Annotated in this window: 11 protein-coding genes, 1 CRISPR repeat array and 1 other annotated feature; of the genes, 3 read left to right on the forward strand and 8 right to left on the reverse strand. The window is 50.9% G+C overall.

Features of this window, described 5'->3' with window-relative positions:
* Window positions 1-72: 72 nt before the first annotated feature.
* From BN3910_RS03155 to BN3910_RS03165, 3 genes are all read right to left on the reverse strand, one after another.
* The gene (locus tag BN3910_RS03155; protein ID WP_066924236.1) at window positions 73-714 is read right to left on the reverse strand and encodes a methionine ABC transporter permease; all 642 of its coding nucleotides are present in this window, start codon (window positions 712-714) and stop codon (window positions 73-75) included.
* Window positions 714-1,718: a methionine ABC transporter ATP-binding protein gene (locus tag BN3910_RS03160; protein ID WP_066924238.1), complete on the reverse strand. Its 1,005-nt coding sequence runs from the start codon at window positions 1,716-1,718 to the stop codon at window positions 714-716. Before BN3910_RS03160 ends, BN3910_RS03155 begins: the two co-directional genes overlap by 1 nt.
* A gap of 84 nt (window positions 1,719-1,802) precedes the next feature.
* Window positions 1,803-2,028 (reverse strand) — a binding site (T-box leader).
* Between the two features lie 178 nt (window positions 2,029-2,206).
* Window positions 2,207-3,748, reverse strand: a complete 1,542-nt coding sequence (locus tag BN3910_RS03165) for an SLC13 family permease (RefSeq protein WP_066924240.1) — start codon at window positions 3,746-3,748, stop codon at window positions 2,207-2,209.
* Window positions 3,749-3,843: 95 nt separating this feature from the next.
* Between BN3910_RS03165 and BN3910_RS03170 the strand changes: the two genes are divergently transcribed.
* From BN3910_RS03170 to BN3910_RS03180, 3 genes are read left to right on the forward strand one after another with little or no spacing between them, the layout of a single operon-like run.
* Window positions 3,844-4,215, forward strand: coding sequence for a chorismate mutase (locus BN3910_RS03170; protein WP_066924242.1), 372 nt, complete (start codon window positions 3,844-3,846; stop codon window positions 4,213-4,215).
* Window positions 4,212-5,699 (forward strand): carbon starvation CstA family protein, encoded by a 1,488-nt coding sequence (locus BN3910_RS03175; RefSeq protein WP_066924244.1) that lies wholly within the window; start codon window positions 4,212-4,214, stop codon window positions 5,697-5,699. The genes BN3910_RS03170 and BN3910_RS03175 overlap by 4 nt, the downstream gene beginning before the upstream one ends.
* Window positions 5,700-5,743: 44 nt before the next feature.
* Complete coding sequence (locus BN3910_RS03180) at window positions 5,744-6,643, forward strand: polyphosphate kinase 2 family protein (RefSeq protein ID WP_197457221.1); 900 nt, start codon at window positions 5,744-5,746, stop codon at window positions 6,641-6,643.
* Window positions 6,644-6,650: 7 nt separating this feature from the next.
* Here BN3910_RS03180 and BN3910_RS03185 read toward each other — a convergent pair whose 3' ends face one another.
* The 5 genes from BN3910_RS03185 to cas1e form a co-directional block, all read right to left on the reverse strand.
* Window positions 6,651-7,523 (reverse strand): pyridoxamine kinase, encoded by an 873-nt coding sequence (locus BN3910_RS03185; protein ID WP_066924246.1) that lies wholly within the window; start codon window positions 7,521-7,523, stop codon window positions 6,651-6,653.
* 166 nt (window positions 7,524-7,689) lie between these two features.
* Window positions 7,690-9,363, reverse strand: coding sequence for a nucleoside kinase (locus BN3910_RS03190; protein ID WP_187367682.1), 1,674 nt, complete (start codon window positions 9,361-9,363; stop codon window positions 7,690-7,692).
* A 1,073-nt stretch (window positions 9,364-10,436) separates the two neighbouring features.
* Window positions 10,437-10,760 (reverse strand): hypothetical protein, encoded by a 324-nt coding sequence (locus tag BN3910_RS03200; protein ID WP_066924252.1) that lies wholly within the window; start codon window positions 10,758-10,760, stop codon window positions 10,437-10,439.
* Window positions 10,761-11,050: 290 nt separating this feature from the next.
* Window positions 11,051-12,606: direct repeats of the CRISPR family, unit length 28 nt; unit sequence GGATCACCCCCGCTCGCGCGGGAAGGAC.
* Between the two features lie 29 nt (window positions 12,607-12,635).
* Window positions 12,636-13,472: a type I-E CRISPR-associated endoribonuclease Cas2e gene (cas2e, locus tag BN3910_RS03205; protein ID WP_231862180.1), complete on the reverse strand. Its 837-nt coding sequence runs from the start codon at window positions 13,470-13,472 to the stop codon at window positions 12,636-12,638.
* Between the two features lie 28 nt (window positions 13,473-13,500).
* Complete coding sequence (gene cas1e, locus BN3910_RS03210; RefSeq protein WP_231862181.1) at window positions 13,501-14,448, reverse strand: type I-E CRISPR-associated endonuclease Cas1e; 948 nt, start codon at window positions 14,446-14,448, stop codon at window positions 13,501-13,503.
* Window positions 14,449-14,450: the final 2 nt, after the last annotated feature.

The raw sequence follows: 14,450 nt of genomic DNA on the forward strand, positions 1-14,450 counted from the left end.
CAGCACCCTTCCGGCAACCATACCGCCCGAGTGCTCTTTCGTTTCGTTCCGTTTTCGTTTGTTTCTTCTTCATTACCGTTTATCTATGGATCGGGCAAGTGTATTGCCCGCAAGTTGAATAAGCTGCACGACCACGACGATGACGATGACGGAAGCCCATAGCAGATCTTCCTGACGTCGGTAGTAGCCGTAACGTTGCGCCACCGCGCCCAGACCGCCGCCGCCGAGGGCGCCTGCCATGGCCGTATAACCGATGAGGTTAATGATGGTGGTGGTCATGGCTTGGATGAGGCTCGGAAGCGCCTCCGGAAGAAGCACCTGAAAGATGATCTGGCGATTGGTGGATCCCATCGCCTTCGCGGCTTCCAAAATTCCGCCATCCACCTCATTCAATGCGGTCTCTACCAGACGGGCAAAAAACGGTGCTGCCGAAGCGGCAAGAGAAAAAATCGTCGCTGTCGATCCGATGGCCGTTCCGATGATCGCGCGCGTCACCGGGATGAGCAAAATCATCAAAATAACGTATGGGATGGATCGGGCAATATTAACAATGGCGTCCACCACGCGATACAGAGCGGGCTTTTCCGACAGGCCTCCCTTTTGCGTCAGATAGAGCAGAATGCCGATCGGCGTGCCCAGGATAAAGGCAAAGGCGGCGCCGAAAAAGACCATGTACAATGTTTCGAGCGTGGCCTGCGTGAGAATTTCGGTCATTATTTCATCACCTCCACATCCACTTGTTTTCGAAAGGCATCCAAGGCGCACATTCGGTCGGCCTCCGAGCCCGTCAGTTCAATGATTGTATAGCCGATTTCGCCCTGACGGAACGTATCAATGTTCGCCGATAAAATGGATATGCCTACCGGAATCTGTTTCAACACATCGGCAATCAGCGAGTGCTGAATGTTTTCCTTTCGATAAGTGAGCTTGACGACGTCTCCGGTAAACTCGCGATTGCGCAGAAAGTCGAATTCGTCGGCATCCTGCAACTTGGAAATAAACGACTTGGTTACGGGATGCTTCGGCTGAAAAAAGAGATCCCGTGTCGTGCCCATTTCGACGATCTCCCCGTCCGCCATCACGGCGATGCGATCACATATCTCCTTTGCGACTTCCATCTGGTGCGTAATCATGATGATGGTCGTCTTATAAGTCTGTGCCAGATCACGAAGCAGTTCCAGAATGGAAGCCGTGTTTTTCGGATCGAGCGCCGAGGTTCCTTCATCGGATAGCAGGATCTTGGGCTGCAGAGCCATCGCCCGGGCAATCGCCACGCGCTGTTGTTGACCACCGGAGAGTTCGGACGGATAGGCGTTTGCACGATCGGCAAGGCCGATAAACTGCAGCAACTCTTCCGTTCTGGCGTTCGTCTTTTCTTTACTCCAACCGGCAATCTGCATGGGATAGGCGATGTTCTTGCGTATGCTTTTCTGTCGGAAAAGATTGAACGACTGAAAAATCATGCCGATGTCTTTTCGAGCCGTTAACAGTTCCTGCGGATTGAGATCGGTCACATTCACCCCGTCAATGATAATGCGGCCGGATGTCGGCTCCTCAAGACGGTTTAACAACCGAACCAGTGTGGATTTTCCGGCACCGCTTAAGCCGATAATTCCGAAAATTTCGCCTTCATTTACTTCAAAGGACACATCACGCACAGCGTGCAGTACACCGTTGTCGGCGGAAAATTGTTTACTGACGTGTTCTACACAAATCATGCGTTCCTCCTTTCTCTTTTCCGGCCTGCACTTTACGACCGGTTCTTCTTTGCGGATGGCATTAAAAAACGCCCCTTGTCAACGACAAAGGACGAAAAAATTTCCGCGGTACCACCTTACTTCGCATCCAACGATGCGCACCTTCAAGCACAATCATGCTCTAACTCTATAACGGGAGTTCCCGTACAACCCTAAGATCGAATTGTCCCATCCGAGGCCATGTTCCTCTCGACTCCCACGCGCCCTTCTCAGCTACCGGGCTTCTCTGTAACGCTTCTTTCGAAAGTACTCTTCTCTTCTGCTGGTTTGTTATGAAGTTGTGGATACTATACGCGAGGGAAAATCATTTGTCAAGCCTATCCTGCTTTTTTTCTCCTCTTTTTTTGGAGACATCCGAAAGCTTGTCCGGAACACGGATACAGCCCGAGATGGATGAAGCACGTCAAGAGATTGCCGCAAAAGCCCGTCCGGAACACGAATAATCCATTTTAACCGAGAAACAACGTATTCAGACAGCAGGCCCATGCGCTTGCAACAACTACCCCGATGAGCATGGCTAAAAAGCCGTAGCGCATCATCCGGCGCGCAGTGGTCCATCCGCTCGAACCCGCTATGGCAACGCACGGCATAGCCGGTGGAGTCGCAAAGGCGTAGGCGCTTAGCATGCCGATCATCGCGAGAAGAAGTTCGCCGGAAATGCCGGACAGTTTAGGCAACGCGCCGATCGCAGCCGCACTGACGACGGTTGCGGTGACCATATTGGAGGAAATATTGGTCTGTAAAGAGGCCCAGAGGGCAAAAAAGAAAAAGAGCAGTGCCGGGGAAAAGGATGAAGCCAAAGGCGACAACTGTGCGGAAAGCCATTCGCTCCACCCGATGGATGGCTGTGTCAATGCCCAGCCCAGCGCGCCGGTTCCGGCACACATAAGAATCGCCGGCCAGGCGATGCCTTCACGAAACGCTTTTTCCAGAGAAAGCAAGGGTTCGCCGTCGATGGAAAGCATGGCCAGCAACACGCAGCCGAGAAGCGGCGGAAATGCCGGACCGAGACGATGAAGAGCGGCAAAGAAGCGTTGTAAGCCTTCCATCGGCAAAACACGAACGAGAAGATCCGGAGCAATCCATAAAAAGAGCACAAAGAGAAAGATGCCGACGATCATGCGCGCACGACGCGTTTCGCCGGGGATTGACGCCGTGGACAAAGCACGTTCTCTCGATGCAGCCGTCACCGAAACATCCGCTGCGTTTTTTTCTGGGACAAGCTGTTCTTTTAAGTTTTTCGCACGGTCCGGATGAAAAGCATGCATGTCCGGGCGAAGAAGAAAACGAAAAACCAGAAGTATAGCAGCCGCCGTGACGAGACCGACGGGAATCGCAAGCAGAAGATAATGAACCACGTTCACCGGCACGCCGGCATATACTTCATAGGCATTCATGGCAATGAGCGGGAATACATGGGCAATGGGCGTCATTCCGGAAGAGATGCCCGTCATGATCACGGTTCCCATCATGAGCATTGCTGCAGCGGAATCGCCTTTCTTCCAGCCGAGTACCGCATAGATTTCTTCCAACATGGGCAGATACAAAAAGAAAAGCACCGTGGGCGAAATAAAACAACCGAGAAAGAGAATGCCGGCAAAGTACAGTGTCACAAAATGCCATGGTCCTCGCCTTGCGGGTCGGCAAGTAATAAACGCGACGGCAATGCGACGAAGAATGCCGGTTTCCGCCAGCGCGTGCGTCAGAATAAAGGTAAAAAGCAAAAAGAGAACCGTCGGGCTACCGAAGGAGGCGGCAAAGACGTCCGCCGTCTTCCATTCCGGCACAGTCATCAGGCCGGCAAGCAGAACCAGAGACGGCCAGTCAATGGCCACAAAAAGCCAGAGCAACAAGACACCGACAAATAGCCCCAATACCGTCATCGCACTTTCGGACATTCCCGGAAACGGGGGAAGAAAATGGAAAAAGAGCATAAGGAATAGGGACAAGCCGATCCATAGCTTTCGTCGTAATGAGGTATTTTTCATCATCCTTTTTTCCCTTCCCTCCTGTCGCGTTGTCGCGGTCTTCTCTATACCAACAATGCTATAATAAGCGAAAACCCATAAAGAAAAAAGGAGACGACATGGCGGAAAACACAGAGAACGCGAAGATGAACGAAAATAAAGCGGACACTATGGATTTGCCGTCTTCTCCCGAAACGCTGAATGCGATGCGTCGCCAAATCGATGCCATCGATCGGCAAATGGCACGTCTTTTTGAAGAACGTATGCAGATCTCACGAGCCATTGGCGAGTGGAAAAAGGCGACGGGCAAGCCCGTCCGCGATGAAAAACGGGAAGCGGAAATGTTGGACTCCCACAGTCAATGGTTGACGGATATCTCGTTAAGGGAAAGTTATCGTACGTTTTTACAGGGCATTCTGGAGCTGTCCCGTAACGTACAACACCATGATCTTGACGAAGCGCATCCGAACGACGAAGGAGAGTGCCCATGATCACCTTCCTTTGCGGCTTATTGATTCTTGTCCTCGGTGGTGCTGTGTATGCGCTTTTTATCGAACGTCTGTTTTCTCCGGATGATCGCCTCACGCCGGCGATTGCCCGTGCGGACGGCATTGATTTTACCGGTATGCCGACGTGGAAAAATGCCCTCATCGAGCTGTTAAGCATCACCGGAACCGGGGTCATCCTCGGTTCCATTCAGGCCGTCCTGTTCGGCCCCATTGCCTTTTTGCTGATTCCTGTGGCCAATATCTTCGGCGGTGCCGTACACAATTATCTTAGCGGTATGATTGCTATGCGAAATCGTGGAATGCAAATGCCGCGCCTGATGGAGAAGTATCTTGGTCTGGGCATTGCACGCATCTTTCTCGTTTTGCTGATGGCTCTGCTGTTTTCGACCGGCGTGGTGCTGCTCTATACTACCGGCGATTACGTCGGCCAATCGTTTCCGGCTTCTCTGTCGCAAGGCGCCGGCATATATTTTCTGCTCTATGCAATGCTTCTGGTGTACTTCATCGTGACGACGCTATTCCCTATCGACCGCACTATCGGTCGCATTTATCCGCTCTTCAGCATCGTTTTCTTTGTGACCACTCTGGCGCTTTTTATCGGCATTTTACGGGATGGTCTCCGTACTCTTCCGGAAATCACCGAGAGGACGAATCTCGGTCTTCCTGAGCAGGGGCCCGTCCTTCCGATCCTTTTTATCACGCTTGCACACGCGATTCTTTCGGGTTTGCATGCGAGCCAAAGTACGCTGGTTGCCCGCACGGTTTGTAAGGAATCCGACGGCCGTGCCGTCTTTTTTTACACCATGTTGGCGGAAGGATTTCTATCCATGTGCTGGGCGGGCGGCGCGATGATTCTCTTCGTACGTCATCCGAACCTGGTAAACACGCTTGAGCCGGTAGCGCTCGTTCGTGCCGTTTCTCGTGAATTCTTGGGTGGATGGGGAAGTATTTTCGCCTTCCTCTGTCTTTTCATTTTGCCCATCACAACAGGCGACACCGTATTTCGTGCCATTCGTCTGATCCTTGGCGAAATTTTTCACGTGAATCAGCGGCGCCCGTGGAAGCGATTTGTGACGACTGTTTGCGTTTTTCTCCCCGCTCTTTTTCTTCTCGTTCTGGCCAAAACCAATGTCTACGGTTTTTCGCGGTTATGGCGCTATTACGGCTTTCTCAGTCAGGTGGTGGCGACGTTCGGTCTGGCCATGGCGAGTGTTTACCTCCATGCACACTATAAAAACTATTGGGTGGCTTTTTTGCCCATGTTGGCAACCTGCTTTATCGCCACCTCCTATATTTTGCACGCGGAGGACGGACTGCAAATTGACGCATTGATCGGCAATCCGGAAAATTATCGCGCATCCTACGCGCTGGCTTTCCTCTTCACGCTCCTCATCGGCATACTGGTACGTCGGCATGCCGTGCAAAATGCTCATGCCATTCGCATACGCGAAGAGGAGCACGGATAAGCAATACAATGAACACAAAAAGAACACTACGCAAAGGAGAAACCATGAACACAGAAAAGGAAACCATGATGAGTGAACAAAAAACATTGGACACGAAGCGCTATTTGGTCGAAGGAGACGCATTTTCCCTGGCCAAGCACGATCCCTGTGATCGACAGGGATGGAAGAAAAAAGAAGGGCAAGCTGCATTGCATGCCAATCAGGAAGAAATGTTCATCTGGCAGCAAAAACTCTATGCTGAAAACAAGCAGGCGCTCATTCTGGTCTTTCAAGCCATGGATGCCGCCGGAAAAGACGGATGCATCAAACATGTCATGCGCGGGCTGAATCCTCAGGGTACGCATGTGGTGTCGTTTAAGCAGCCCTCCAGCGAAGAGTTGGATCGTGATTATCTTTGGCGTATCAACCGTGCTCTACCCCGCCGTGGCGAAATCGGCATATTCAACCGATCACACTATGAAGAAGTGGTCGTAGCGCAGCTGCATAACCTGGTCGACAACCAGCAACTTCCCGACTTTGTATTGGAGAAGCCGATCTGGAAAGAACGCTATCGGCAAATCGGCGATTGGGAACGCTATCTATACGAGCAGGGCTACCACATCGTAAAATTTTTCCTGCATATCTCCGAGGAAGAACAGCGTCAACGTCTTCTCGCACGCATTGAAGAAAAGGACAAAAACTGGAAGTTTTCTGCCGGCGATATTGCCGAACGGGAGCATTGGGACGAATATCAAAAGCTGTATGAGAGAGCACTGCTAAAAACATCCACCAAAACGTGTCCCTGGTATGTCATCCCTGCGGATCACAAGTGGTTCTCCCGTCTTCTCGTTTCACAAATCGTGCGGGAAACCTTGGAGCAAATGAATCCGCAATATCCCCGCCTCTCTCCGGAAGAGGAAAGCCGACTTGGCGAGTGGCGCGAGATCTTGGAAGCGCAGGCGTAGTATTCGCCTACGATTCAAGCATCTGCACTAACCGCCCCAAAACGGGCTCAAAACGCGCACCGTACCAATGATCGGAATCCTCATGCGTTTCTTCCACGGCCAGAAGGGTAAAATCGGCAGCAATCTTTGCCGCTTCGCCGAGCGTTTTTCCGCGTAAAAATGCGCCGACGAATACCGAGGCAAAAATATCCCCTGTCCCGTGGGTTCCCGGTTCCAGATGGCGATGCGTATAGACCTCTTCTCCGGCTTCGCCCATGACCAGCACGCCGGTTTTTCCCGGTTCCGTGGTGACGCCGGTTAACACTACATTTTTCGCACCCAAAGCAAGCAGCTTTTCAGCCAAGCTCTGCATCCATGCCGCATCCCCGTCTTCGCGATACGACGTATCGGTCAGTAAGCATGCTTCGGTGATATTGGGCAACAGCACGTCACTGACCGCAGGAAGAGTTTTCATAGCGTCCACGAAAGTCTGATCAAAGCCGACATACAGCTTTCCGTTATCGGCCATAGCCGGATCAATGAACGTTTTTGCTCCTGCGTTAAGGACATTTTGTGCCAACGCCTTGACGAGCTCGATTTGCCGGATATTTCCGAGATAGCCCGTATACAGGGCATCGAAAAAAAGTCCCTGCTTTTGCCAATGCACCATCATGGACGGAATATCTTCCGTCAGATCGCGAAAGGTAAAATCGGGAAAGCCCGTGTGCGTGGAAAGAACTGCCGACGGCAACGGGCACGTTTCGATTCCACACACGGAAAGAATGGGCAAAGCCACGGTCAGGGAGCACTGCCCCACACTGGAAATATCCTGCATAGTCAAAATACGCGGCGTGGGGCTGATCGTCCTTGTCGCCGTTTCTTTTATTGCATTTTCGTTCATGGTTTTCCTTTCTCAATTCCGACGGGCTCGTTTCTGGCGAGGCTCATCTTTGACGAGGCTCGTTTTTATTTTGTCTCGTTTCCGCCGGATCTCGTTTTTGACGAGGCTCGTTTCCATCGGTTCCCGTTTTTAACATGTCTTGTTTCCGCCGGATAACAGAGCGTGATTATACCAACTTGCTTCCTCCGATAAATTCGCGCAAGATCGACGTATTTACCACATCAGAAGTATCCGTTAACGGGAGAAAATACTGCAATAACGATAGAATACGCACGGCTTCAATGCGTTCAGGCTCCTCTTCGCCGATGCCCCGAAGATGTTGTTCCAAGATCGGCTTAAGTGCCGCAATTTCATAGACAAAGGAAGAGTTGAACATAACATCGGCCAACTCGGAATACGGAAAGATGTTGCGGTCCTCTCCGCGGCGCACATCCGGCCACGTGCGGATTGTTTCGCGCACGTCCCGCCCACGGAACTGCAAATCGCGCGCCATGCGCCGCATGAGACGCAGATCCGTCGTAGGAATGCGATTGTGTGCGTCCAGATTGATCTGTGTAATGACGCTTAGCGCGATGCGGTATTTATATCGGTTGTCCACTTCCGCACTGAGCTTGGGGTTAAGCCCGTGGATGCCTTCCAGAAGAACCGGTTCATCCGCGCCGAGGCGAATCCGCTCATCGGTATGCACACGCTTGCCGGCCACAAAGTCAAAGCGGATGCGTTCAATTTCCTCACCGGTGAGCAGAGCGCGCATATCCGCGTTAAAGGTTCGTAAGTCAATGGCTTCCAGCGCTTCAAAATCCGGCTCGCCATTTTCGTCCAAGGGCGTATTTTCCCGATCGACAAAATAGTCATCCAGCGAAATCGCCACCGGCCGTTTGCCCAACACGCGAAGCGATGTCATCAGCTTATAAGCGAAGCTGGTCTTCCCGGACGATGACGGTGCGGCAATGAGCACAATGCGTTTGTTTTTTAAGACAATGTCTTCCGCAATATGCATGATTTTATGATCCAGAAGGGCTTCATTCATGCGACAGACGTCGCCGATGGTCCCGTTTTGGATGCTGCGATTGAGCTGTGCCACGGTATAGATGCCCTGCCGATCCGCCCAGTCTTCCGCTTCATTATAGGTGTCGGAGAGCAAATAGGTCGGAATGAAATTGTTAACCCGTCCCTTATCGTGTCGATCCACGCCGAGAAGCACAAGGCCATGATCAAACAGTTCCAGGTCAAAGACGGAAACATATCCGCTGGAAGGTGCCATATAGCCGAAGAAGGAATCCACCGCATTACCCATGCGATACACCGCCACACGCTTGCCCTTCTGCTGTGCATAAAGGTCCACTTTATCCGCGCGTCCCAGTGTACGAAACAGCTGCTTTGCCTCTTCATAGGTCATGTTTTCGCGCACAATCGGGATGTCGGCCTCAATGATTTTGCGCATTTCCGCTTTCAGCTCGTCGCGCTGTCTCGTATCCATCATGAATACGTGTCCGTTGCGATGCAGCACGCAATACAGGCCGCCGGAAATGGAATGTTCAATCACTGTATGTGTATCCGGAAAAAGGCGATCAATGGCCTCCAAAAAAACGAAGGAAAGCGTGCGCATATACACCCGATAGCCGTCCGTATCCGTCGTATCCATCAACACGATCTCTTCCGCTTCCTCCGGAATCGGCTGCGTCAGCTCAAACAGATGATTTTCTACCCGCGCCAAAACAATGCGTCCAAGCGCTTTCTCTTCCATTTTTTCCGCGCACTGCGCAAAGGTCGTCTCTTTCGAAACCGCGACTTCTTTCCCCTCTTTCTCCGTATAGAGCCGCATCGTACACTTCCGCACGGTGGCCTCCTTTCCTTTATACCGTATCTTGCTGTTCCCGTATCTTGCTGTTTTGTTTGTTGGTAAGCGATGGATGGCGTTTTGCCTGCCATCAGGTTCTTCGTCATCGGTTGTTGGTGTCATGGTTGGCTTTTGGTTGTTGGTTAGGAGCATGCTGTGACACCGTATGGCGTTATTTTAACATAGCCGGGCGATGGGTGGAGTTGGGGGTGTGGGCTACTGATGGGCAGGGGTGGAGATGTTTGGCAGGGGTTGAAGATGTTGGGTAGAGGCCGAAGATGTTGGCGGGGGCTGAAGATGTTGGCAGGGACCGGGTTTTATGTCCCTTTTTTGCGATTTTGTATTTTCGGACACACCTCTGGCGGATGAATCCGGAAAAGTGTGTCCTTATTTTGGCTTTTCTTTATTTTCGGACACAGGAATACCGGTATTCGAGGCGATTTTGTGTCCTTTTTTCGAGAATTTGCATTTTTCGGACACGAAAATGTCGGGCCAATGTCGGAAAAGTGTGTCCCTTTTTTGGCTTTTCTTTATTTTCGGACACAAAAACCGCCATTTCTCTGAATTATCTGTGTCCTTTTTTCTTCGTTTCCTCATTTTCGGATACAAATTACCATCCTACAATGCAAAATTGTAGCCTCTTTTTGTCGATTCCCGATTTTCGGACATAAAATTGTAATGATTTGATACAAACCCGTGTTCCCTTTTTTGTGTTTTGTGAATTTAGGATACATTCTCCTAAAAGTAATGTTTGTTCACTCTTGAGATATTTTTTCGATTCCTTTAGCCTGCAGTGATCCGGGATTTTCTTTTATTTCCTTTCAACCTCTCAAAATCCTTTCACCACGTCTCCGCTACTTCTCCAAGGTAAAAAGGACAAAAAGGACTTTGTTTCGTTTTATCGTGTCCTAGTTAACGCAACAGAGATCCCTATTTTTTTACTTGCCATACTTCCTCCCCACTAAAAAAGCACCCTGTAATTGCACTGACCCCCTAAAGTTGGACCAAAAAATCCAACTTTAGGGGGTCAATGCATAATCAGGACGCTTTCCGATCTCTTTTCTATTTACGTATCAAAACAGATCTAAAAACGTTCGCTTCAAATTTCCCCTTAGACGCTTCTTTTTGGCTTTTACGCGCTTCTTTCTTGCCTTCATCTCTGCCCAGTAAAGTCTATCTGCAATTGCGCCTGCTTTAGCGCTGGCATAGACATACTCTGTTGCTGTTCTCGGGGTCGGTATTGTGCGACGTTGTTCTTCTAAACCAATCGTATGCCAATCCGGATATGGGTCCTCTTTGTATTGATTGTACAGTGCCCATTCGTAATACGCCTTCTTAAAGGCTTCCCACCTTTCCTTGAAAGGTGCTTTTACAACGATTCTATTTTCTTTCATCATGGCACCTCTCTTTCTTTGGTTTGATATATACCCGCATTCAAGCAAACTGCACGCGAGAAGGCTCGACATAAGAAAAACTTCATTTATTATTTTTTTCTCTTTTCATTACGTCGCGTAAGGCCTCTTTATTAGCGCCCTGCTCGCTTTTTTGTTATCAAGGAAGGCAATAAAATCAGCGTTGTGATCAAAACGTAGCCGAAAGCTGTAGGCTTTTGTCGCTTTTGCGCGCCACTTTGCTGTCGCTCTTTTTTGTGCTTCTGTAGTAGCGATGGAAATCACCTCCTTTTTTAGGATCACCCCCGCTCGCGCGGGAAGGACCCATCGGTAACGTCGGCAATCTGCACGACCTTGGGATCACCCCCGCTCGCGCGGGAAGGACTAATGTTGTAACCGCTGGTTGCTTCCAAGGGACGGGATCACCCCCGCTCGCGCGGGAAGGACCACGATATTCCTTTGACCGGGTGTACTCACTTAGGATCACCCCCGCTCGCGCGGGAAGGACCGTCCGTCTGTTTCGGCGAACTACCCATGATTAGGATCACCCCCGCTCGCGCGGGAAGGACCGTCCGTCTGTTTCGGCGAACTACCCATGATTAGGATCACCCCCGCTCGCGCGGGAAGGACCACGATATTCCTTTGACCGGGTGTACTCACTTAGGATCACCCCCGCTCGCGCGGGAAGGACCGGCCGTGTCAGATTAAATATGGAGACGGGATAGGATCACCCCCGCTCGCGCGGGAAGGACTCCGCCGTGCCGATACGGGCGGCTTTTGTTGTAGGATCACCCCCGCTCGCGCGGGAAGGACGACGCATCTTCTTTCACGACGAAACCAAGAGCAGGATCACCCCCGCTCGCGCGGGAAGGACGCAGAAATGGGAACGCCATACGCCCCAATGATGGGATCACCCCCGCTCGCGCGGGAAGGACTCCATCATTTCACCAAGTCTCTTTATCGCCTCAGGATCACCCCCGCTCGCGCGGGAAGGACGTCTACAAACTCACAAACGGCGGATGCGGATTCGGATCACCCCCGCTCGCGCGGGAAGGACTTGTCCGCGTTCTTTTCGGTGTAAATTGTTCCTGGGATCACCCCCGCTCGCGCGGGAAGGACTATAACTTGCATAAAATTAGCCCATTTTGTATAGGATCACCCCCGCTCGCGCGGGAAGGACTTAACCCTTCGGATGGATTTGCTCCCGTCCGCAGGATCACCCCCGCTCGCGCGGGAAGGACCCAGGCTGACATAGACGATCTGTCGTTTTCCCAGGATCACCCCCGCTCGCGCGGGAAGGACATTGCCATAGCATTGCCATAAAAATCTGTAGCAGGATCACCCCCGCTCGCGCGGGAAGGACCAAATTACATCACGTATGACGATGTACAGGGCAGGATCACCCCCGCTCGCGCGGGAAGGACCGCCCCGTCAATGAAGATAAGAAAGCTGAAGCAGGATCACCCCCGCTCGCGCGGGAAGGACTTGATGGCTGCCAACACGATCTCTGACACGACAGGATCACCCCCGCTCGCGCGGGAAGGACCCTTTGTACTGGGAATAGAGGACGGAGTTTTCAGGATCACCCCCGCTCGCGCGGGAAGGACTCACACTGATGTTGGCTGTTTGTTTCTCCATCGGGATCACCCCCCGCTCGCGCGGGAAGGACTTCACGTCATCCAGATATACCGCAATGGCCTTAGGATCACCCCCGCTCGCGCGGGAAGGACTCATTCCGGGATTTCTTTCCCACGTACTATACGGGATCACCCCCGCTCGCGCGGGAAGGACTGCTTATCTTAAAACCATTTATCGCATCGATGAGGATCACCCCCGCTCGCGCGGGAAGGACAGTAAAAGATCCCCATAAAATAGCCAGTCCTATTTTAAACGACGCAAATATTCATTCACTTTCGTCGACAATTCATACGTCAGCCGAGCATCATCAAGCGCCCGATGGATCACCCTCTCCTGTATACCATAGTGCGCTAAGACCGTTTGCAATTTGTAATTGTCAAGGAACATGTTTTCTTTTTTCACAAAGCGAAGTATATCGTACGTCCGATTTGTAAGAGGTGGCAAATGGCTTTCACTAAATGCTTTTTGCAAAAAGCGCATATCAAAATCGATATTGTAACCCACAAGAGGAGTATCACCAACAAATGCTGCAAATTCCTGTAGTGCATTTTCTAATGACTTTCCTTTTGATTGTAACAATCCATCAGAAATACCGGTTAGTTGCGTAATAGCAGGTGGCAAAGGAGAATCATGGATAATCAGACAATGAAACTCTTTTTGTTGCTCTCCCTCCATGCGCACAGCGCCAAGTTCAATCAGATGATTGGTATTGACTTCCACACCATCCGTTTCCACATCAATAACCGTATAGCAATGAACAATTTTGTTTCTCTCACGAGCAGATGTCTGCTTTTTTATCATCCGATGTTTGGCGGCTTCACTGAATCCAAAAGATGATTCTCTTGCACTCGTTGGCATGGCCGGAAGCAATACGAGTGGAACCCCCTCATTGTTAATCACTTGCCGTTTCGTATGCAATGTTTCGAAGGTGTAGCCAATTTCATTTCGTGTGGCATAGGAAAGCGTCGCTTCCCCTATAGATGTGTTTTCGCAGATACGATTCCAAAGCCTTTCACGAATACGCGGATTGAAATTTCCGATATAGACACCGGTAGCAATTTCCTGCATCCATTTCGTCAAATCACCCCGTAGAGAGGGCGGAACATTTTTAAGTGTGATCACGGTCAGCGGCATTATTAAACTCACTATAGTTTACACCATGTTTTTCCAATTCGTTACGATCGTCCCATAAGAACAAAACGTCTGCCATTACTTCATCTTCCGATGCAATATCTAAAAGATACTGTACATCACGAACGACCTTCAGAAGCAGTTTGCCATCCGCAAAAGCATCTCGCATGCGTAACCGCGTAAGCCTGCCGATGTCCTCATCCGCTTTTACAGTGGAAACCACCGAAAATGCTGTAGGAATGGAATACTGTGCTTTGTACAAATCTGCTACGTCATAGACAAACGATAAGTCATGACCGGTATGAACAAAGCCTAAACCCGGTGAAAGGCCTAAGGCAACAATCACACTGTAAACGAGACCGTACAAAGCAACATTCGAGGCAGACAGCGCCTGATTGATCGGCGTACCCTCCAGAAAACGTTCCGGATCATAATCGCGTCTTGTCCAAGCAACACCGGTTCTCTTGGCCTGCTCACGATATACGCGACGGACACGGGCACCCTCACGCCCTCGCAACTGCTGCATGGTTAATGAAGAAACATCTTCCCCGGTAAAACGCATCTGGTACATCTTGCGTGCTACGGTAAGACGTGTTCGACTATTGGAAACCAACTTTGCCTGTTTTTCCAGAAAACGAGAGGAATGAGTCAGTGCACGACCATGCGCATAATTGCGTACGCCTTGTTCGCCGACCCAGAGAACTGCCGTTCCCGTATCTCCGATCAGTTCCATCGCACGATGGCTGATGTCCGTTCCCGGACCGAGCAGAAGAACACCAATCATCGCAACAGGAATACAGACGGTGCCTCGTTGATCCACAACGGTAATGGCTCCATCCTGACGATTCACTTTGGCATGTTCCACATAAAGAAAACTGACACGATCTTCCACGCGCGGTAACGCGGGAAGCGGCGCTTTTTTCATGC

The sequence above is a fragment of the Murdochiella massiliensis genome, from assembly GCF_900059565.1.
Classification (GTDB): domain Bacteria; phylum Bacillota; class Clostridia; order Tissierellales; family Peptoniphilaceae; genus Murdochiella; species Murdochiella massiliensis.